The organism is Caproiciproducens sp. CPB-2, assembly GCF_036287215.1.
GTDB lineage: Bacteria > Bacillota > Clostridia > Oscillospirales > Acutalibacteraceae > Caproiciproducens.
On the sequence record NZ_CP142860.1, the window covers coordinates 3,201,842 to 3,221,516 of the forward strand.

The following is a 19,675-nucleotide window of genomic DNA, read 5'->3' on the forward strand; positions in this document are numbered from 1 at the left end:
TTTCACTATCCCCTTAAAATGCCGGGGGCAATGCTTTCAGCCCGGCTGTTTCCTCTATTCCAAACGCAAGATTCATATTCTGGATTGCCTGCCCCGCCGCGCCCTTGACCATGTTGTCGATTGCCGAGATGGCGACCAGCGTGCCGGTACGGGAATCGGCGTGGAGTGAAATATCGCAGAAATTGGAATATCGTACATTTTTGATGTCCGCTTCTATGCCCTGCGGCAGCAGCCGGATAAAATATTCCGAATCGTACGCGTCGTGATAGGCTTTTTGTATCTGTTCCATGGTCGCTCCCGCGGCCAGCTTCGCGTAGCAGGTGGCGAGGATTCCCCGGTTGACCGGCAGCAGATGCGGCACGAAGGTCAGCTTCACCGGCGCGCCCGCCACATGGGAAAGGCTCTGCTCCATCTCCGGCGTATGCCGGTGGCAGGCGACCTTATAGGCGCTCATGCCCTCGTTCAGCTCCGGGTAATGGGTGTTCTGGCTCGGTTTCCTGCCCGCGCCGGTCACGCCGCTTTTGCAGTCGGCAATGATGCCGTCCTTCTCAATCAGGCCGTTTTTCAAAGCCGGCGCCAACGCGAGCGGCACCGCGGTGGTGTAGCAGCCGGGGTTCGCAATGATTTTTTTGCCCCGGATCTGTTCCCGGAAAAGCTCCGGCAGAGCATAAACGGCGAGCGCGTGAAGGCCGGGATGCAGGAACGTCCCGCCGTACCACTCGCGGTAATCCTCCTCGTTTTCCAGCCGGAAATCCGCGCCGAGGTCGATAAAGACCTTTCCCTTTGCGAAGCATTCCGCGGCCAGCTCCTGTGAAAGGCCGTGGGGCAGCGCGGCAAAGACCGCGTCGCTTTTTTCAACGACCTCGCCCTGGGTGCCGCAGACCATGTCGCATACGCCGCGGTACGCCGGGTAAATTTCCGAAAGGGCCTGCCCTTCGAAGCTGACCGAGCTGACCGCCGCAAGCTCCGCCTGCGGGTGCCCGCTCAGCAGCCGGCAGAGCTCCGCGCCCGCGTAGCCCGTCGCGCCGACCACTCCTGCCCGGATCATGGCTGCACCCCCAGCTTTTTCAGCACTCTTTCCGCCTGTGCGCGCACATTTTCCGGAGCCGGGCCGCCCAGCACCTTCCTGCCGTTCACGCAGTTTTCCAGCGAAATCGCGTCGAAGATCCCGCCGTCGAACAGCCCGCTGAATTCTTTGTACTTCTCAAGCGGCACGGTTTCGAGCGTCAGCCCGTTTTCAATGCAGTACGCCACCAGTTCGCCGGTCACTTTGTACGCGTCGCGGAAGGGCATTCCCTTGCCGACCAGATAATCGGCGCAGTCGGTCGCGTTGATAAAGCCCTTCGCCGCCGCTTTCCGCATGTTCTGAGGCAGCACCCGCATGGTGTCCACCATCGGGATAAAGGCGGTCAGGCACATATGCAGGGTGTCCGCCGCGTCGAAAATCGCTTCCTTATCCTCCTGCATATCCTTGTTGTACGCAAGGGGAAGGCCCTTCATCATGGTCAGCAGCGTGGTCAGGTCGCCGATGGCGCGCCCGCTCTTGCCGCGGACCAGCTCCGCGATATCGGGGTTCTTTTTCTGCGGCATGATGCTGGAGCCGGTGGAAAACGCATCGTCCAGCTCCACAAATTTGAATTCCCACGAACACCAGAGGATAATTTCCTCCGAAAACCGGGAAAGGTGCACCATGGCGATGGCGATATCCGCGGCAAGCTCCATGCAGAAATCCCGGTCGGAAACGCCGTCGAGGCTGTTGTTCGTCGCCCCGGCAAAGCCCAAAAGCGAAGCGGTCATCTCGCGGTCCAGCGGATAGGTGGTCCCCGCCAGCGCGCCGGAGCCGAGCGGGCATTCGTCCATGCGCTTTCCGGTATCCTCCAGACGGGACAGGTCGCGCTGGAACATTTCCGCGTAGGCCAGAAGGTGGTGCCCGAAGGTGATGGGCTGCGCGCGCTGCATGTGGGTGTAGCCCGGCATGACCACATCGCTGTTTTCCAGCGCCTTTTTACACAGCACGCCGATCAGCTCCTTGATCTGGCCGTGCAGCAGGACGCACTGTTTTTTCAGATACAGCTTCACGTCCACCGCAACCTGGTCGTTCCGGCTGCGCGCGGTGTGCAGCCGTTTGCCCGCGGCTCCCAGCCGCGCGGTCAGCTCGCCCTCCACAAAGGTGTGGATATCCTCGGCTTCCCCGTCGATGGAAAGCGTTCCGCTTTCGATCTCCGCGAGGATTTTTTTCAGCTCCGCACAGATTTTTTCGCTCTCCGCCGCGTCGATCACCCCGCAGGCGCCGAGCATGGCTGCGTGGGCGATACTGCCCTCTATATCTTCCCTTGCCATCCGGCTGTCAAAGGAAATGGATGAATTAAAATCATTGGTTTTCTGATCGAGTTCCTTATGGAATCTTCCCGCCCACAGCTTCAAGTCACACACACTCCGTTTATTGAAAATGTGGGGCAGACCGTATGCCTGCCCCAAAATGGATGATCCCTTATTTTTTCTGCTTTTTCAGCGCCTGTACCTGAATCGGCAGCCCGAACAGGTTGATAAACCCGTTGGCGTCCGCCTGATTGTAGACCTCGTCCTCGCTGAAGGTCGCAATATCCTCGTCATAGAGAGAATACGGGGAAGTGACCCCCGCGTCGATGATATTGCCCTTGTACAGCTTCAGCTTCACTTCGCCGGTCACGGTCTGCTGGGTGCTTTCCACAAAGGCGGAAAGCGCCTCGCGCAGCGGGGTGAACCACTGGCCGAAATAAACCAGCTCCGCAAATTTATTGCCCACGCCCTGCTTGTAGTGGTAGGTGTCCCTGTCAAGGCAGAGCTCTTCCAGCTTGTTGTGCGCGTGGTACAGAATGGTGCCGCCCGGGGTTTCGTACACGCCGCGGGACTTCATGCCCACCAGCCTGTTTTCCACGATATCCGCGATACCGATGCCGTTTTCCCCGCCGATCTGATTCAGCTGCGCAATCATGTCGACCGCGCAGAGCCTGCTGCCGTTAAGGGACACCGGGATGCCCTTCTCAAACGCAAGAGTGATGTAAGTCGGCTTGTCGGGCGCCTGCTCCGGCGAAACGCCCAGCTCCAGGAAGCCCGGCTTCTGATAGGCCGGCTCGTTCGCGGGGTCCTCCAGATCGAGTCCTTCGTGGGAAAGATGCCACAGGTTTTTATCCTTGGAGTAGTTCGTCTCCCTCGTAATATTCAGCGGAATATTGTGCGCCTCGGCGTAGTCGATCTCTTCGTCGCGGGATTTGATGGACCACTCCCTCCACGGGGCGATGATCTTCATCTTCGGCGCGAACGCCTTGATGGCAAGCTCAAACCGCACCTGGTCGTTGCCTTTGCCGGTGCAGCCGTGGCAGATGGCGTCCGCGCCCTCGGCCTGGGCGATTTCCACCAGCCTTTTCGCGATCAGCGGCCTTGCAAAGGAGGTCCCGAGCAGATATTTGTTCTCGTACACCGCCCCGGCCTTGAGCGTCGGCCAGATATAATCTTCGGCGAACGCCTTTTTCAGGTCGGCGATATACAGCTTTGACGCGCCCGTCTTTTTCGCCTTTTCCTCAAGGCCGTTCAGCTCTGCGCCCTGCCCGACGTCCGCGGCGACCGCGACGACCTCGCAGTTGTTATAATTTTCCTTCAGCCAGGGAATAATAATCGAAGTATCCAATCCGCCGGAATAGGCGAGAACGACTTTTTTAATCTTGTTTTCCATTGCATAGGCCTCCCGTTTGTTTTGTTGTGTTTTATTATACACTATTTATACGGTAATTCAAGCATTTTGTGCATAAATATTCATTTTATCTTTAATAGATAAAAACATCCAAATCAAATTATTTTTGATTGTGAGATATATCCAAACGTGGTAAAATAAAATAGAAACAAGGACCAATTTAACGGAGGTGTTTTTGATGTTTCAGCAAATCGACATTACCACCATGAATTTTAATCCATTCACCAAGATCGATAAGGAGTGGATGCTGATTACCGCGGGCAGCCGGGAAAAGTGCAACACCATGACGGCCAGCTGGGGCGCTCTGGGCGAGCTTTGGAACCGATACGTTTCCTTTATTTTTATCCGTCCGCAGCGTTATACTCTCGAATTCGTCGAAAAAGAGGATTTTTATTCCCTCTGCTTCTTCGACGAGTCTCAGCGCAAGGCCCTGAACTGCTGCGGCAGCCGCTCCGGCCGCGATACCGACAAAATCAAAGACGCCGGCCTGACGCCCGTTTACGACGAAGCCGCGCCTTATTTTGAAGAGGCAAAGCTCGTTTTCATCTGCCGCAAGCTGCACGGGCAGCCCATTGACCCCGCCTGCTTTATCGACCCCGCGATCGACGGAAAGTGCTATCCCCAGAAGGACTACCACAAGATGTTCGTCGGTGAAATCGTAAAGGTACTGGAAAAAGCGTAGCCCTCAAAAAAACGTAAAAGAGCCGGTTCCCTGCTGCGGGAACCGGCTCTTTTCATTCAATGATATATTTTCCGATGGAACCGTCCAAGGTCGACGGGACCTGTGCCGTCAGCACCAGCCCGAGGTCAGTGTACTCCTCGTTTTCCACCGTCCCCTCGCGGCGGATCTGCGCCGCAAGGCCGCTTTGCGAAAACGGAAGCAGCATCTTCACCCGTTTGCTTTTGACCGGCAGATTCTCCTCGATCGCGCTGAGCAGTTTTTCGATCCCCGCACCCGTCGCCGCGCTGATCCGTACGGAATTGCCCATAAACGGGATGATGTTGGCCGCGGGAAGAAGGTCGCATTTGTTGAACACGGGGATCACCGGCCTTCCCTCGCAGCCAAGCTCCGACAAAAGGTCCTTCGTGATTTTCAAATGCTCCTGTGCTTCCGGGCTGGAAGCGTCGCAGATATTCAGGATGATGTCGGCGGTGGCAGCCTGTTCCAGCGTGGAATGGAAAGCCTGCACCAGATGATGCGGCAGGCGGCGCACCAGCCCGACGGTGTCGATCAGCATCACCGTGGCGCCGTTCGGCAGCTTCAGCGAGCGGGCGGTGGGGTCCAGCGTGGCGAAAAGCTTATCTTCCGCCAGCACCCCGGCCTGTGTCAGGGTATTCATCAGCGTGGATTTCCCCGCGTTGGTGTAGCCCACCAGCGCAACGGTGACGACCCCGTCCTTCTGACGGCGGCGGGTAATCTGGCTGCGGTGCTTTTCCACCGCTTCCAGCTGCTCCCTGAGCGTGTCGATCCTCCTGCGGATATGCCGCCGGTCGGTTTCCAGCTTGCTTTCGCCCGGGCCGCGCGTGCCGATTCCGCCGCCGAGGCGGGAAAGCGACGTTCCCTTTCCGGACAGCCGGGGCAGCAGGTACTTCAGCTGCGCCAGCTCCACCTGGAGCCGGCCCTCTTTGCTTTTCGCGCGCGCCGCGAAAATATCCAGAATCAGCATCGTGCGGTCCACGACGCGCACCTTGCTGATCTGTTCAATATTCCGGATTTGAGTAGGAGAAAGCTCACAGTCAAAAATAAGCAGGTCGATTTCATGCTTTTCACAGAAATCCGCTATTTCCTCCATCATTCCCGACCCGACGCAGGTAGCGTTGTCGTAAGTGGGCCGGTTCTGCGTGATTGCGCCGAAAGGTTCCGCTCCCGCGCTGCTGACAAGCTCGTACAGCTCCGCCAGCGAAGTTTCCGCGTCATATTCGCCCGTATTGACTTCCACCAGCAGCGCGCGCTCCGGTTTTTCCTCATTTTCGTACAGATCCAGTTTTTCCATCCCCTTTCAGCATGATCCGCTGTTTTTCCGCTATTATTTTATCTCAAAACCCGAAATAATGCAAATTCTATCGAAAAGCGACATAGAGATAACTCCTCGTATCGCTATTTAAATTATTCAGGATTCCTCCGGCCTGTGCATTTTGCGTCTGGTACACCGTCAGCTTGCCTTCGGAAAGAGAAACGCCCCTGCTTTCGCCCGTCTGGGCAGCAACCGCAAAGCTGTTTTCGTTATATCCGCCGCCCGGAAAATAGTCGTTTGCGGGCATTCCTTCCATAAAAACCAGCACGAATCGGGGCGCAAACGGCAGCGTGATCACCTGTGAGGCTTCTCCGTTTCCATAATAGCTTCCGACGGTAAACGCCTGTGTGAGCAAAGTCCGGTCCTCCGGCGACAAATGCATCTGCGTATTTCCGAAATGGGCGGCCAGCAGCGAATCCAGCAGCGTGTTGTCCGCCACAAAGTCGCCGCGCATCGGTTTGTCGGTTCCCACCCAGCTGTTCAGTCCCAGGGATGTTTTATTGTTTGTAGGCATTGCTTCCTCCTTCAGATCTTTACCATTCCGCCGCCGAAACCGTCGATCGCATCCCATGTGTAGGAAAAAGCGTCTTTTGTGTCAAACGTTTCATCCGCACCGTCGATATTGTTCCATGAAATGCTTCTAAAATCCAGTTCCGCGTTCAAATGTGCGGGAAGGTAGTTTTTGGCAGTCTGCAAAACGGCTTCTTTCTTTTCTTCCGTGAACGACGCGTCCATGCAGTTTACATAAATGCATTGATCGGCGAACCGTTCGCAGATTCGGGCATCGACGCCCTCCATCGCAAAAATCTGCTCCATATCGCTCACGGTAAAATCGTTCGGCGTAACGGCGCAGCGCTTCATGACGGCATTGCGCCGTTCTTCCCCGTTTCCCTGCGCGCCGATCCGCAAAAGCTTCTCGGCATTTTCCAGCCCGTAATCCGACGCGGTGGCGACAAAGCTTTCCCGCTGCAGCGTTTCCAGCTCGCCGCAGACCATGGCAAACCCCTGCGCGTACGCCCGCAGCTCACAGTCCACGGTGGTATTCCCGCTGAGCGAATAGAGCTTTACCGCTTTCATTTTCGCGATCATCGATTCCAAAGCTTTCATTGCCCAACCCCCGCGTAATGCCCCACCCGCACCGTGCCGCAGACCGCAAGCTGATTCGCGCCGATCTTCCTGTCCATGGTCACGGATGTGTTAAAGAGATAATTTTTGATCTTTCCCGTCGCGAAAACCCATACGCCCAGCGCGGTCACAATCACCGGCTCCCCGACCGACAGCTCGTCAAAGTATTCCCTGACCGCCTGTTCGCAGGCGGCCTTCGCATCCTGTTCGGAAACGGCGTCCGCCGGGGTAACGGCAATGTCGATCTCCACCGGGACGGTCTGCGCCGCCGCAACCTTCACGTCGACGTTCACTTCACGCAGCAGGTTCAGATCATTCTGCACCCGGCCGACGATTTCCGGCAGGGGAGCGGCTCCCCTGCCGCCAAGGTAGAGTCCGACCGTTCCCGCTCCGTTTTCGCGCGGTACCACGCCCACGGAGTAAACGCCGTCGTACTTCAAAGCGCATTCGCGGTAAAAGGCCGCGTTGGTGCCGTTGGAAATGCTCGCGTAACTCTGCATCAGACGGGCGCGCAGCTCGCTGTCGCTTTCGCCGTCCTCCCCTCCGGTGAAGGCGGACGGATTCGACGCGCTTTCTATGGCGGGCGGCGGCGTGACCATGACGGTGACGGTGCCCGGCTGCGTGTTCCCGCTTTTCCCGCCCTGTTCCGCTTTTGCCGGGACCTCGACGCTCAGCTCGCCGTTTCTCAGCAGGGCGCTTTCGGTCGTGACGTACCGTACCGGCTCGTCGCCAAAGGCCGCGCAGACCGTTCCGGCGGGAACCGGAACGTCGTACCAGAGCGGCGCGGCGCGCTGAAAGACGATGCTTCCCCGGGCCGCCACCGGCTGCTTGCGCTGAAGCCCGCGCTCCTGCGCGCGCAGCTCAAGCTGCTCCCCCTGCGCGCTCTGCGCGAACGTCTGCATTTTCAGCCAGTCCACCGCGCTGCCGATCGAATAAAGCTCCCCTGCCAGCACCTTCATACGGATGCCGATGTCCGAAGCGTCGTCCGGGGCGTATCCGGCAAGGGACGTAAACTCATCCTGCATCCGCGTCAATATCTCCTTGTAGCTGTACACTAAAATTTCACCTCTATCTCCGCTTTTTCCCCGCCGCAGCTCAGCGTGACCACCGCGGCCGGCGGGTCCCCCGAGCATTCCGCGTTCTCCACCGTGACCTGCGGCAGGGCCCTGAGCGCTTCCTGCGCCATAGCAAGGGCCTTTTCGTTCAGCCCGCTGCCGCCCGGCTTCAGTTCATACAGCCGGCTCCCGAGGGAAGGGTCGTACACGAAGCCGCCGAGCGGTACGGTCAAACGGACCGCGGCGCGCTGCAAAAGCTCCCGCGCGCCGCCGATCTGCTTTGGGCGGCCGTTGGAACCGGGCAGAAAATCCCCTCCGATTAACGCCGTATCCATGCTAATCCTCCTTCCGAGCGGCAAAGACCTGTCCGTTGATGACGACCTCTCCGCTGTTTTTCAGGTAAATGCTCGCTCCGCCGGACGAAAACAGCAGCAGCTCGCCCGGGGCGATTCCTTTTTCATCCGTCACCGCGCCGATACAGGCGTTCCCCGAACCGGTGCCGACAACGACCGTCTTCGCCGCGTTCGGCGGCAGATAGGCGATGCCCCACGGCCCCAAAAGCGGAATGCTCCGGTATTCGTTTTCTCCCTGCATCACCGCCGCCCCGGTCACTTCCGCCACCTGTGCGGCGGTTTTCCGGTTCTGCGCGGCGATCACCTGCTGTGAAAGCCACATGCTCCTCACCTCCTCAAAGTAAACCGGGTGCTTTCCCCGTCTGCGTTCAGGCGGTACTCCGTCTGTGAAACATACAGCTTTTCCACTGTGCCGAGCATCGGGTCCCGCACCCTTGCGGCTGTAAAAAGAGCGGCCGCGATTTCCCCCGGACAGTCCGCGGTCACCCGGTACGCCTTTTTCTCCGCGGCGCGGATCAGCCCGTCGGCGTCGCCCTGCGCAAGGCATCTCCTGCGCCGGATTCCAAGGGAAACCGCCTCCGCGCTCTGTGCAGCCGGGCTGTAAGTCCCGGCGCTTCCGGACTTTGCCAGAACCTCCGAAAGAGCGCTGCAGTACAGGTTTTCCACCGAAACGGAGGTATACCCGATCCCGCCCGCATTGTCAAACAGCAGCTCCCCCTGCGGCTTCGCGCCGGACGCGTCGAACGTGCCGTCCGCAATCCGCGGCGCCACTTTTAAAAAGCGGGTGCAGAATCCGGCGGCGGCCTGCCACTCGCTCATTCCCTTCGTCACCGTGTACGTTCCGTGAAAGGTCCGGCTGTCGCCTATAAAGCCCGAAAAGCCGTAGGGCTTCACATGCCTTTCAAAGACGGTCTTCAGCGACGGCATACAGTAGGTCTGCGGAACGGCCTCGTTGTCCAGCAGGAGCGCGGCGCGGCTGCGGGCGGAAAGCGTCAGCTTCCATCCGCCGCCGACGCTTTCCTTCTGCTCGTCCACGATTCCGTCGAAGCACAGCTTCCGGTTCCGGTCATAGATTTTCAGCCCTGTCAGCCGCCCCAGGCTTTTTTCAAGCGGGAACACGCCGGTGAAACCGTCCGCCGGCGCGTCCTCCCCGCAAATCAGCCTTGCCGAAACCGGGGGCGGGAGCAAAAGCCCCACCCCCTGCGGCGTTACGCCCACATAGGTCACGGAAGCACCACCTTTTGCCCAACCTTTAGCGCGTTCGGCCACTGGATCAGCGGATTCAGGCCTTTCAGCGTGTCCACGTCCGTCCCGTAAAGGTTCGCCACTTCCCAAAGGCTTTCCCCGCCCCTGCAGACATAGCTTGTTTCGGAAAGGGATGCCTCCTTGGGACCGGCGTCGTCCTCCACAAAGACAAAGCTGTAGGAAACGCAGTCCGGCTGGGCTTCGCCGATCATTTTCAGCGACGCGAACGCCGCCGGGAACGGCGTGTCCCCCGGCAGCCGCAGCAGCCCGCTTTCCCCGGAGGCGAACACCGCCGCCAGACGGCTGAATTCCTCCATGCATCCGCTGCCGATGAATTCCCCCGACCCAGTCACGACCCGCTTGTCAAAGCCCAGATCCTGCAGAACGCTCCCGTACAGGGGCAGCTTCAGGTTCTGGATATTTCTGGAATAGGCGACCTCCACCTGCTTCGGGTTAAAGGGCCACACATAATTTTTATAGCTCATGGGCTGTATTTTCATGCGTTTTCCTCCCCCGTGTCCAGCGGATGGGGGTACCTGCGGAAATCCCGTTCCAGTCCTTCCGAAATTTCGTCCAGCTCACTGTCCACCGCTTTCCGCCTCCTTTTCCTGTGTCCGCGCCGCGGCCACCATCTCCATGCTTTGACGGGGCGTGTTGCCCGCCCCGCCCTGTGCCGTGATGTTTTTCCACCTGCACCCGGAATAGACCGTCCTTTCGCCGTTTCCCGCGGCGATCAGGCAAAAGCCGGAAAGCGCGCACAGATCCGCGCCGTTTTCCGGCCGGACGTTCCGGACGGTCAGCTCATAGCTGATCCGCCCGGGCGCGGTGGAAACCGCGTCCTGTTCGCCCCAGGCCGAAACCGTGCGGCTTTGCTGCACGCATTTTACCGTGTAGCTGTCCGCGACCGCGGCCCGTTTTCCATCCGCTTCCAGAAACACCTCCCGGTCCGCGCCGTCGTCCAGCACCTTCAGAACCGCCCAGACGTAAAGCTCTTCCCCCGCCATCAGGGCCGTGTCGGCGCGCTTGACAACGTAGTTGCGTGCACCGCTGGAAACCGCATCCCCGGTACAAAGCGGTTCCCCTGCAGGGCCGGTGTAAAGGTAATGCAGGTTATCGTAATATTCCGTGGGCAGATTCAGGGACGCGCCGCTTTTGTACTGCAAAGGCCGTAAAATCGCGCTGACTTCCCGGTCACGAACGATCACTTTTTCGCCGTATTTCTGAAAGAGCCTTTCCAGCGCTTCCTTCCGCTTCATGGGCAGATCCTCTCAAATAAAAAACCGTCGTCCTTTAAATACGGGGCCGCGGCGGCGGCGGATTCCCGCCACGCCTGTCTGGCCATTTCCACACCGGCGCAGCTTTTCGTCACCCTGATATCCCCCGCCGAAAAGCTCTCCACCCCGGCCCCCGCCGTCGTCACCGCCCAGCGGTACAGCGCGAGCGAAGCCGCCGCCGCGCACAGAAGCCCCTGCGCTTCGGGAACGTCCTCTTTGACGCGGCGGCCGATTTCCGTCATCGCGTCCTCGCACAGGGGCAGGAACCGGGCGGCGGACTCGGCGTTTAAGTCCGCCATCAGCGCAAAGCGTTCGGCCACATCCTCAATCACCATATCGTCGCCCTCAGGACTGATAGCCCAGCACCTTGACGGCGCTGTCGAAAATCTTGGCAAACCCCGCGATCGCGGTGATGGCGGCGCGCTCCAGCTGACGGTCGATCAGCTTGTCGTAATCGGTCCGCACCCCTCCGGCCTGCACCATTTCCAGCGCGCAGGTTTTGTCGAGCCCGATGATCCGGTTGTCCTCCAGATCCGGCACATGCAGAAGGTTCGCGCCGAGCGGGGCGGCCAGCTTGCCGGTACCCTGAAAATTCAGTCCCGCGTTCGCGTCCTTAAACTCGCCGATGGACAGGATATCCTTTACGGTCGCCGTGGAAGCCAGTAGGGTATTGAGCGAATACGGCGCAAGGGAGCCCCACAGGTTCACCATATCGGCGTAATCCGGTTTGGCCCCGGCCGTTTCCACCGTACCGGCGGGCGACTGGCCGTCGTCCCCGTGCAGCAGCACCTCCACCGCGTCCGCAAGCTGCGCGCGGGCGATATAAGCGCCGATCTGGCGCAGGGTGACGGTGAACAGGTCCAGCTTCTGGAAGCGGAGCGCCTCGTAGCTCGCGACCAGCATCCTGCCGCGTTTCTGCAGCCTGACCAGATGGTCCTGCGTCCTGACGACGGTCTGCGGAATCTGCGCGCCCTCCGCGACGGGCTTGAGCGCCTTGTCGTCCCTGCCCGGATTGGACGTAATGGTGCGGTAATCCATGGAGCCGATGTTGGTCGTCGTCGCGACGAGGTTCGGCAGCAGGTTCGCCAGCTCCATTCCCTGACGCACCGCGCGGTTGACGTACTCCGGGAAAAGCGCCGAGGAATCCGCCGTCTGGAAAAACTTTTCGAGCCGGTCGGAATCCGCGCCGCTCACGCGGATGTCGAAGCGTTTCAGCTGTCTTTGGTACGCGTCAAGCCCTTCCAACCCGGTGCCCGCGTAATTTTCGGTGGGGTCCAGGCTTTCCAGAACCTCCGTAAAGCTTTTCCCCGGTGTGCCGTACATTCCTTTTTCGAGTTTTACCGATTCATAAAATGCCATCTTTTTTCCTCCCGTTATTAAAGAATGATTCCGCAGGTCTGCGCCGTAACATCCGCGTCGGTGACAAGCAGGCTCCTGCCCGTGCTTTCGGCCTGTACCCGTACCCCGCCGTTCCCGTCACAGCTCAGGAACCGGTATCCGGCCGCCGGAGCGGTCCCGGAATACGGCACCGTCACATAGCCGCGCAGCTGTACCGCCGCGAAGCCCCCGCGCACGGAAACCGCCACCCCGCAGAATTCGTCCTGCGCCTGCCCCGCGCCGACAAGGCCGTTTCCGGTCATTTTTACCGGAATTCCCGGAACCACGCCGGTTTCCGCCTCAAAAGTAGCCACCTGTTCCCCATAACCGTTCAAAGAAATGTTCATTTTCTCTCCTCCGTTTGTTCTTTATATTTTAAATTCCGCATTGAACCCGAAATCCTCGGCCCGGCGCGCCGCAGCAAGCTGCGGAGCCAGAGGCAGAACCTCCTCCGCCTTTTTGCGGTATGCCTTTTCAAAGCATTTCAGGTCCCCGAGCTCCATTTCGGCGGCGACGCGCGCCGCCGTCCGCGCCGGGATTTCCGGTTGCGCGATGCCCGCGTATTTCACGAAGCTGTTTTCCAGCTCGCCGCGGTACAGCTTCCCGCACTCGGCCCGCTCTTTCAGCGCTTCCAGCCGTTTGGAAAGCCGGTGCGCCTGCTCCGCGCTCAGGGTGATCTCCCCGTTTGCGAGCGCGAGCGTTTTTTCCACCTCTTCCGCGTTTTCGGTGGAAAAGTTCTTGATCACTCCGGCCTCCCGCTGGGCGGGCACCGCCACAAACGACCATTCATAGGCGTCCGTCGGCTCGCTTAAAACCGCGCAGCAGGTTTTCCCGCCGTAACTTTTTCCTTTCCCATGGGCGCAGCCGCCCTTTTTCAGGTCCGCGCCGCAGATGCTGCAAGTGACCTTTTTGACCGCGCAGCCCACGCTGACTTCCTTTTTGATCCCGCTGTCCAGCTCCAGAATCAGATCGCGGTTTTTGTCGCTTTTCGGCAGATACGCCCGCGCCACCAGGCGGCAGTACGGCTCGCCCGCTTCGGTCGTCCGTTCGCCGTCCCGTTCCACCGCGCAGTCGTAAATGCGCGCCGTCTGGTTCTGCGTCTGCATGCTGTGGTTGAAAATCCCGGTTTTCCCCACGAACAGCACCGCCAGCTTTTCCAGCGCCTCCACCGCAAATCGTTCGCAGTCGCGGTCGATTTCGTTGTCGCACAGCACCACCGAAAAGGTGTAAATCTCCTCGGCGGAAAACTCCCTGCGGGTATAGCGGTTGATTTTTTCCAGCGCGTCCCCGTCCGGCTTTTGATTGCTTTTCAGCACATATCCCTCTTTCAAGTCATCCTTCCTTTCTCACATTTTCGCGGCGGCTTCCAGCTGCTCCGCTTTTGCGTTCAGGTACCGCGCGTTCGCCGACTCGATTTCGTCCTGCAGCGTGATGTCCTCCCATTCGACGGTAAAATCCGGTTCGTGTCCGTTCAGCCGCAGCCACAGGGAACAGATACGGGAAATGACCGGATTCAAAATACGGCGGTACGCTTCCAGCTCGCTGGTCAGGATATCCGCCTGCTGGCTCGACATCCTCTCGGTGGAGGACCACGAAAGTCCCAGCAGAAACGGCGGCAGACCCAGCTTCGCCACGATCTGCTCCAGCATTTCGCGCACGGGCACAGCGCTGTCCAGGATCTGGTTGTCCGCGCCGATCGCCTTGATGCTCACGTCCCCGACAGCCACAAAATCGCTCACGCTGTCCTTACGCATCGCGCGGCTCCACTCCCCGGCGATCTGCTGGGCGCGCTCCTTGGCGTAGGCCCTGTCCGCCGCGTCGTTCGTGGGCTTATAGGTCACGGCGAAGCGCACGTTTCCCAGCCGTTCCCAGTTCACGCCGATGGTATTGTAAATCCGGATCAGGATTCCGCTGACGAACGGCAGCCCGTGCAGCAGGGATACCCCCCGTGCGCTTCCGGGCGGGGGATTCAGCGCGGAGCAGAACACCAGCTCCGGGTATTTCACCTTTACGCTTCCGCCCGGCTCGCGGCGGTAAACCTCGGTGTGCAGCGGGCTGACGGCCTTCAGCTCCACGTCCTCCAACCCCGCGTTGTACAGCGCGGCGACGGTCCCGCCGCTTACCACCATTTCCCCCACCGCGTTGCCGTAGGTCAGAAGCTGCGACAAATAGTCATTTAAAAAGCTCTGTACGCCCGCCTCCATGGAATTCACTTTTATGTTCTGTAAAAAGGAATTCAGGCGGGCTTCCGTATTCCCGCCGCCGCAGCGAACGGTAAAGCCGCCGATCAGCCGGACGATTTTATCGATGCCCGCGTCGATGATCGGCACCGCCTCGCGCAGCGCGGCGTAAAGCCTGTTTTCACCCGTCTGCAGCGGCACGTAGCCGTCCAGCGCGGGAAAGGGCGAAGCGGACGCCGCGGTCTGCACCGCCCGGGCGACCGGCTGCGGTTTCTGTCTTTTTCCTATCATTGCTCTCCTTTCCCGCGCGGCGTGGCAATTGCAAAGAAGGCGTCCTCCCTGCGGAGAAGCGTCGTTACAAAATACCGGATATCGTCCATCGCGTGATCGTTTTCTTTTACCGGCGCGTCCCGGCTTTTGTCATCGTTCCAGCGGTACAAGCCGAATTCTCGCACCGCATCCGCGCAGTTGCGGCAGATTTTCACGTCCCCCTGCTTCAAAGCGACGCTGACCTGCCGGATGCCGTCGAGCACCTCGTTCTGCGCGGGCAGGACGCGGTATTTTCCGTGCCGCCGGACCGTCTCAATAAAGCTGGCGGCGGAAGGGTCGACGGCGACGCTTTCAATTTCGCGTTCCCCGCAAAGCTGTGCCAGCCCGGCGTAATGCTCCTCGTCCGTGCGGGAAGCGCCCGCGGCGCGCGAATCGTAATAATATTCGTCCACCCGGTACCAGACGCCTTCCTTTTTTCCCCACAGCCCGAACGAGGACGGGTTCACGGTGCCGTAGTCGCAGGAAACGGCGTAGCTTTCGCAGTCCTTCGGCGCGGCGCAGAGCATCCCGTCCGTCATGAACGGGTAGACAAGCCCCTGCGCCGCCACCCATTTCCCAAGCACGAAGCGTTCGTAAAACGTCCCCGCATAAAGCCCGCGGTACCGCGCGCGGATCTGCGGGCTGAGCGACGGGTTGTCCTCCATGGTGAAATGCAGGTACAGCGCGTTTTTCCGCTCCGCCTTTTGGATCCATTCGCGGTAAAACCAGTGCTGCGGGTTTTCCGGGTTGCAGTTGAACCAGAATTTGGAGCCTTCCACCGAACAGCGCGCGAGCGCCTGTTCCACAAACGAACGGGGCATCAGCGCCACCTCGTCGAACAGGACGCCGGAAAGGGTAATTCCCTGAATCAGTGCGGAGGACCCTTCGTCCCGCCCGCCGAACAGATAGAACCGGTCACAGTACTTTCCGCAGGAAATGTCCAGCCGGTTTTCCGCAGCCTTCAGCTCGCACCGGAAGCCCGATTCCTGCAGGGCCGGCAGCAGCGTGGTAATCAGGTTCCGTTTCAGGGAGCGGATGGTCTTGCCGCAGATGGCGAACGAGCGGTCCTGAAAACGGCAGAGCGCCCACGCGACGAACGAAATCCCGAGGCAGAGCGTTTTTCCGCTGCGCACCGCCCCGTCGCAGATCACCGCGTCCCGGCTTTCATACGGGCTGCCCGGGCACCACCAGGAAAGCGCCTGAAGCTGCTTTCTCGAAAAGGTCTTAAACTCCATCTTCGCCCCCGCCGAGGGACCTTGCGCACTCCTGCAGGGTGCGGTACAGCGGCAGGGAATCTCCGCCCGTCCCGCTCAGCTCTTCCAGACTCTGCAGGGCTTTGATGCGGTCAAAAAACTTGATCTCCATCCCGCCGCCCTTCGGCCGCTTGATTTCCGCAATGTTGTACAGGTCCATTTTGTCCAGCGCCGCCAGATCGGGCTCCTCCGTAAACAGCAGCCGCACCGCGTCCGCGATCCCGCCGTAGGCCAGCCTTTCGTATCCCCTGCGCACCCGTTTGCGGGTTCTTTCCCCTGTTTCCGAATTGCTTTCCAAACCTTCAGCCTCCTTTCAACCCTCCGGCGCATGCCCCTGTAAATTTCCCAGAAGAGGAAAAGAAACCAAAAATTATTTCTTGACAAAGGAGGATATACGAGTTATTGTATATATACAATATATACAATATTAGCATATCGAAAAACTGTCGGGCGTCGGAAAAGTGTGCGCGGCTTGATCGACGGCCTGATTCGCTTTGAGGTGATCATTTGGACATCATCATCAGCAATGCAAGCGGGAAACCGATTTACGAGCAGATTACCGAGCAGATCAAAAACAGCGTCATTACCGGCGCGCTGCAGGCGGGCGAGGCCCTGCCATCCATGCGGCTGCTGGCAAAGGAGCTGCACATCAGCGTCATTACCACCAAGCGCGCCTACGAGGATCTGGAGCGGGAGGGGTTTATTGAAACGGTCGCCGGCAAGGGAAGCTTTGTCGCGCAGAAAAACATGGAGTTTATCCGCGAGGAGCAGCTGCGCAAAGCGGAAAATCTTCTGCAAAGCGCCGTGGATGTGGCAAGGTCGGGCGGAATTACGCTGGAGGAGCTCAGCGAAACGCTCACCCTGCTGTACAACGGCGATTAAAAAATCCGGCACAGCGCCATGGAGGTAACTATGGACAACATTCTCAAAGTCAGCAATCTTTGTAAGGATTACCCGTCGTTTCATCTGCAGAACGTGAGCTTTACGGTCCCGTCCGGCAGCATCGTCGGTTTTGTCGGCGAAAACGGCGCGGGGAAAACAACCACCATCAAGCTGATCTTAAATGAAATGAAGCGGGACGGCGGCTCCGTCCAGATTTTCGGATTGGACAACAGAAAGGACGAACAGAAAATCAAGGAACAGATCGGCGTGGTGTTCGACGAAAGCTACTTTCACGGCGAGTTTAAAGCCGGGGACATCGCTTCCATCCTGCGGTCGGTCTTTCAGACATGGGACGACGATCTGTTCGGCCGGTATCTGAGCCAGTTCAAGCTGCCGAAAAACAAAATGATCAAAGAATATTCCAAGGGAATGAAGATGAAGCTGAGCATTGCCAGCGCGCTGGCGCACCGCCCGCGCCTCTTAATCCTCGACGAGGCGACCAGCGGTCTTGACCCGGTCGTGCGCAGCGAAATCCTCGATATCTTTCTCGACTTCATTCAGGATGAATCCCATGCCGTCCTGTTTTCCTCCCACATTACCGGCGACCTTGAGAAGGTAGCGGATTATGTCGTTTTCATCCACGAGGGAAAGATCATTTTCGACCGCTCCAAGGACGACCTGATTTATCAGTATGGGATCGTGAAATGCGGCCCGAAGGATTTCCAGCGGATCGATCCGGACGATCTTGTCCGCTGGCGCAAAACCGATTTCGGCTATGAAGCGCTGGTAACGGACCGGGACGCCACCCGGCGGAAATATTCCGGCCTGGTCGTCGACCCGGCCACCATAGACGATATCATGCTGATTTATGTAAAGGGGGGCAGATCATGACGGGATTATTGCTGAAAGATTTTTTGTACCTGAAAAGGCAGGGGCGGATTTTCCTGTTCCTGCTGGCTTTCTATATCATCTTTTTTGCCGCAACGGGGAGCGGAACCGATCAGATCACTTCTATGCTGCTCACCTTGATACCGATGCTGCCGATGATTGTTCTCACAAACGCCTTTGCCTATGATGAAATGTCAAAATGGAATACCTACGCGCTTACTCTTCCGATTACCAGGGGAAAACTTGTTTTTGCCAGATATCTTCTCACTCTTCTGCTGACCTGCGGAATGGCTTTGATTCCGTTCTTGATGAACCTGCTGTCCGGCAGCCTGTCGGAAGAAACCGGCGCCGCTGTCTACGCCGCCGTCGGGGCGGCTCTGCTGCTCTGTGAAATTCTGATCCCGCTGTTTTACCGGTTCGGAACGCAGAAAGCGCGGCTTGCGCTGCTGGTGATTGTTCTGATTCCCACACTCGGCGCTTTCCTCTTGAAACAGGCGCGATTTGCCGCGCCGAGCGACGCACAGATCCTCTTCTTGCTGAAAATTTCGCCCGTTTTTCTGGTGGTCTTTTCCGTGGTTTCCTATTATCTCTCCTGCAAGATACTGGAGAACAAGGAAAATTAGGGCATAATAAAGCATTAAAAAAAGGAACGGAAATCCGTTCCTTTTTTATTAGCCGAACCTAATATTCCATATTACATAATCTTATTTTTTATATTATATTCCCGGATTAATTCCGGATTCGACTTATATTTCAGTTGGAAAATGATAGAATATATTTTATGATAAGAGAATTTTATAGCAATGATATTTCAGTTTGAGAAACAAAGCACATTCCTCTCCCCTTCGGTGGGGGAGGAACACAACCTTGTTTCAGAATCAACTGGAAATGCTGTGGATATTCTTGAAATCGGTTATTTTTAATCAGTAAATTTTATTACAGAAGGTAAGGAGAAGCGTATGAACGATTTTGTCATAGTAACGGATTCCTCCTGTGATCTGACCGCGGAAATGGCCCGGGATTTGGAGCTTACCGTGCTCCCACTCTCCTTTAATCTGGCGGAAAAGGAATACCGCAATTATCTGGACGGGCGCGAGCTCTCCTTTCAGGAATTTTACCGGTGTATCCGCGCGGGAGAAAGCTGTACGACCTCCGCGGTGAATGTGGAGGCCTTTGCCGGCGCGATGGAGCCGATTCTCCAGTCCGGAAAAGACGTCCTCTGCATCGCGTTTTCCAGCGGGCTGAGCAACACCTGCAACGCCGCGCAGATGGCCTGTAAGGAACTGGCGGTAAAATATCCGGAGCGCCGGGTATACGCAGTGGACACGCTCTGCGCCTCTCTGGGGCAGGGGCTGCTGATCTACCATGCCGTCCAGCAAAAGCGCGGCGGCAAAAATATCGACGAGGTGCGTGCCTGGCTGGAAGAGAACAAGCTGCACCTCTGCCACTGGTTTACCGTGGAGGACCTGAACCACCTGAAACGCGGCGGCAGAATCTCCGCGACGACCGCCCTGATCGGCACCATGCTGAACATCAAGCCCGTCCTGCATGTGGACGACGAAGGCCACCTGGTCAACGTCGGAAAGGCCAGAGGCCGCCGTGCGTCGCTCACCGCGCTAATCGACCATATGGAGGAAACGGCAATCGACCCCGCGTCGCAGGTCGTGTTCATCAGCCACGGCGATTCCCAGGAGGACGCCGACTATGTGGCGGAACAGGTGAAAAACAGATTCGGCGTCAAGACCGTCGTGACCAACTACGTCGGCCCGGTGATCGGAGCGCACTCCGGCCCGGGAACCATCGCGCTGTTTTTCCTCGGCACACACCGTTAAACCGCCGGAACGAAAGGACGGGACGACCCATCCCCGCCTCCCTCCGTGAGGGAGGTGCCGCGCCCGTCGCGGCGAAAGGAGTTCGTTCCCTCTCTCTATTGGAATCCGTCGCAATCCCGGAAAAAGCAGGCGCCCCGGCACGGCTTTTAAAAGCCCT

24 protein-coding genes are annotated in these 19,675 nt (G+C 58.4%); 5 read left to right on the top strand and 19 right to left on the bottom strand.

Translation table 11 applies throughout. The annotated features are described in order from the left end of the window. Nucleotides 1-13: 13 nt before the first annotated feature. The 3 genes from argC to VXK30_RS15965 form a co-directional block, all read right to left on the bottom strand. Nucleotides 14-1,048: an N-acetyl-gamma-glutamyl-phosphate reductase gene (gene argC / locus VXK30_RS15955; protein ID WP_275717663.1), complete on the bottom strand. Its 1,035-nt coding sequence runs from the start codon at nucleotides 1,046-1,048 to the stop codon at nucleotides 14-16. Next, nucleotides 1,045-2,424, bottom strand: a complete 1,380-nt coding sequence (gene argH, locus VXK30_RS15960; RefSeq protein ID WP_275717662.1) for an argininosuccinate lyase — start codon at nucleotides 2,422-2,424, stop codon at nucleotides 1,045-1,047. Before argH ends, argC begins: the two co-directional genes overlap by 4 nt. Nucleotides 2,425-2,491: 67 nt before the next feature. Next, entirely contained in the window at nucleotides 2,492-3,712 is a 1,221-nt protein-coding gene (locus VXK30_RS15965; protein ID WP_275717661.1) for an argininosuccinate synthase, read from the bottom strand. A 196-nt stretch (nucleotides 3,713-3,908) separates the two neighbouring features. On the opposite strand from VXK30_RS15965, the gene VXK30_RS15970 reads away from it, so the two are divergent. Further along, the gene (locus tag VXK30_RS15970) at nucleotides 3,909-4,412 is read left to right on the top strand and encodes a flavin reductase family protein (RefSeq protein ID WP_275717660.1); all 504 of its coding nucleotides are present in this window, start codon (nucleotides 3,909-3,911) and stop codon (nucleotides 4,410-4,412) included. 52 nt (nucleotides 4,413-4,464) lie between these two features. On the opposite strand, the gene hflX is transcribed toward VXK30_RS15970, so the two are convergent. The 16 genes from hflX to VXK30_RS16050 form a co-directional block, all read right to left on the bottom strand. After that, on the bottom strand, nucleotides 4,465-5,724 hold the full coding sequence (gene hflX, locus VXK30_RS15975; protein WP_275717659.1) for a GTPase HflX: 1,260 nt from the start codon (nucleotides 5,722-5,724) through the stop codon (nucleotides 4,465-4,467). Between the two features lie 67 nt (nucleotides 5,725-5,791). After that, the gene (locus tag VXK30_RS15980; RefSeq protein ID WP_275717658.1) at nucleotides 5,792-6,259 is read right to left on the bottom strand and encodes a hypothetical protein; all 468 of its coding nucleotides are present in this window, start codon (nucleotides 6,257-6,259) and stop codon (nucleotides 5,792-5,794) included. 11 nt (nucleotides 6,260-6,270) lie between these two features. Further along, entirely contained in the window at nucleotides 6,271-6,852 is a 582-nt protein-coding gene (locus VXK30_RS15985) for a hypothetical protein (RefSeq protein ID WP_275717657.1), read from the bottom strand. Then, nucleotides 6,849-7,925, bottom strand: coding sequence for a baseplate J/gp47 family protein (locus VXK30_RS15990; RefSeq protein WP_275717656.1), 1,077 nt, complete (start codon nucleotides 7,923-7,925; stop codon nucleotides 6,849-6,851). The genes VXK30_RS15985 and VXK30_RS15990 overlap by 4 nt, the downstream gene beginning before the upstream one ends. Further along, nucleotides 7,925-8,260, bottom strand: a complete 336-nt coding sequence (locus VXK30_RS15995) for a histidine kinase (RefSeq protein ID WP_275717655.1) — start codon at nucleotides 8,258-8,260, stop codon at nucleotides 7,925-7,927. The genes VXK30_RS15990 and VXK30_RS15995 overlap by 1 nt, the downstream gene beginning before the upstream one ends. Before the next feature lies 1 nt (nucleotide 8,261). Continuing rightward, nucleotides 8,262-8,600, bottom strand: coding sequence for a hypothetical protein (locus VXK30_RS16000; RefSeq protein WP_275717654.1), 339 nt, complete (start codon nucleotides 8,598-8,600; stop codon nucleotides 8,262-8,264). A gap of 5 nt (nucleotides 8,601-8,605) precedes the next feature. Beyond that, entirely contained in the window at nucleotides 8,606-9,505 is a 900-nt protein-coding gene (locus VXK30_RS16005) for a hypothetical protein (protein ID WP_275717653.1), read from the bottom strand. Then, complete coding sequence (locus VXK30_RS16010; RefSeq protein WP_275717652.1) at nucleotides 9,502-10,023, bottom strand: LysM peptidoglycan-binding domain-containing protein; 522 nt, start codon at nucleotides 10,021-10,023, stop codon at nucleotides 9,502-9,504. The genes VXK30_RS16005 and VXK30_RS16010 overlap by 4 nt, the downstream gene beginning before the upstream one ends. 78 nt (nucleotides 10,024-10,101) lie before the next feature. Further along, nucleotides 10,102-10,779 carry a hypothetical protein gene (locus tag VXK30_RS16015; RefSeq protein WP_275717651.1) on the bottom strand — a complete coding sequence of 226 codons (678 nt, stop codon included), beginning with the start codon at nucleotides 10,777-10,779 and terminating at the stop codon, nucleotides 10,102-10,104. Continuing rightward, nucleotides 10,776-11,132, bottom strand: coding sequence for a hypothetical protein (locus tag VXK30_RS16020; protein WP_275717650.1), 357 nt, complete (start codon nucleotides 11,130-11,132; stop codon nucleotides 10,776-10,778). Before VXK30_RS16020 ends, VXK30_RS16015 begins: the two co-directional genes overlap by 4 nt. 10 nt (nucleotides 11,133-11,142) lie before the next feature. After that, the gene (locus VXK30_RS16025; protein ID WP_275717649.1) at nucleotides 11,143-12,156 is read right to left on the bottom strand and encodes a phage major capsid protein; all 1,014 of its coding nucleotides are present in this window, start codon (nucleotides 12,154-12,156) and stop codon (nucleotides 11,143-11,145) included. Between the two features lie 17 nt (nucleotides 12,157-12,173). Further along, on the bottom strand, nucleotides 12,174-12,521 hold the full coding sequence (locus tag VXK30_RS16030; RefSeq protein ID WP_275717648.1) for a hypothetical protein: 348 nt from the start codon (nucleotides 12,519-12,521) through the stop codon (nucleotides 12,174-12,176). Between the two features lie 21 nt (nucleotides 12,522-12,542). After that, nucleotides 12,543-13,505, bottom strand: coding sequence for a hypothetical protein (locus VXK30_RS16035; RefSeq protein ID WP_275717647.1), 963 nt, complete (start codon nucleotides 13,503-13,505; stop codon nucleotides 12,543-12,545). 15 nt (nucleotides 13,506-13,520) lie between these two features. After that, entirely contained in the window at nucleotides 13,521-14,645 is a 1,125-nt protein-coding gene (locus tag VXK30_RS16040; protein WP_275717646.1) for a serine/threonine protein phosphatase, read from the bottom strand. Then, entirely contained in the window at nucleotides 14,642-15,898 is a 1,257-nt protein-coding gene (locus VXK30_RS16045; RefSeq protein WP_275717645.1) for a PBSX family phage terminase large subunit, read from the bottom strand. The genes VXK30_RS16040 and VXK30_RS16045 overlap by 4 nt, the downstream gene beginning before the upstream one ends. Further along, a complete protein-coding gene (locus VXK30_RS16050; RefSeq protein WP_275717644.1) occupies nucleotides 15,888-16,214 on the bottom strand; it encodes a hypothetical protein in 327 nt (108 codons plus the stop codon). Before VXK30_RS16050 ends, VXK30_RS16045 begins: the two co-directional genes overlap by 11 nt. A 209-nt stretch (nucleotides 16,215-16,423) precedes the next feature. Here VXK30_RS16050 and VXK30_RS16055 point away from each other — a divergent pair, with 209 nt between their 5' ends. The 4 genes from VXK30_RS16055 to VXK30_RS16070 all read left to right on the top strand — a co-directional run bounded on the left by VXK30_RS16055 (nucleotide 16,424) and on the right by VXK30_RS16070 (nucleotide 19,518). Further along, a complete protein-coding gene (locus VXK30_RS16055; RefSeq protein WP_275717643.1) occupies nucleotides 16,424-16,798 on the top strand; it encodes a GntR family transcriptional regulator in 375 nt (124 codons plus the stop codon). A 30-nt stretch (nucleotides 16,799-16,828) separates the two neighbouring features. After that, complete coding sequence (locus VXK30_RS16060; protein ID WP_275717642.1) at nucleotides 16,829-17,689, top strand: ABC transporter ATP-binding protein; 861 nt, start codon at nucleotides 16,829-16,831, stop codon at nucleotides 17,687-17,689. Beyond that, nucleotides 17,686-18,309 (top strand): ABC-2 transporter permease, encoded by a 624-nt coding sequence (locus VXK30_RS16065; RefSeq protein ID WP_275717641.1) that lies wholly within the window; start codon nucleotides 17,686-17,688, stop codon nucleotides 18,307-18,309. The genes VXK30_RS16060 and VXK30_RS16065 overlap by 4 nt, the downstream gene beginning before the upstream one ends. Nucleotides 18,310-18,645: 336 nt before the next feature. Continuing rightward, entirely contained in the window at nucleotides 18,646-19,518 is an 873-nt protein-coding gene (locus VXK30_RS16070; RefSeq protein ID WP_275717640.1) for a DegV family protein, read from the top strand. The last annotated feature ends 157 nt before the right edge of the window (nucleotides 19,519-19,675 follow it).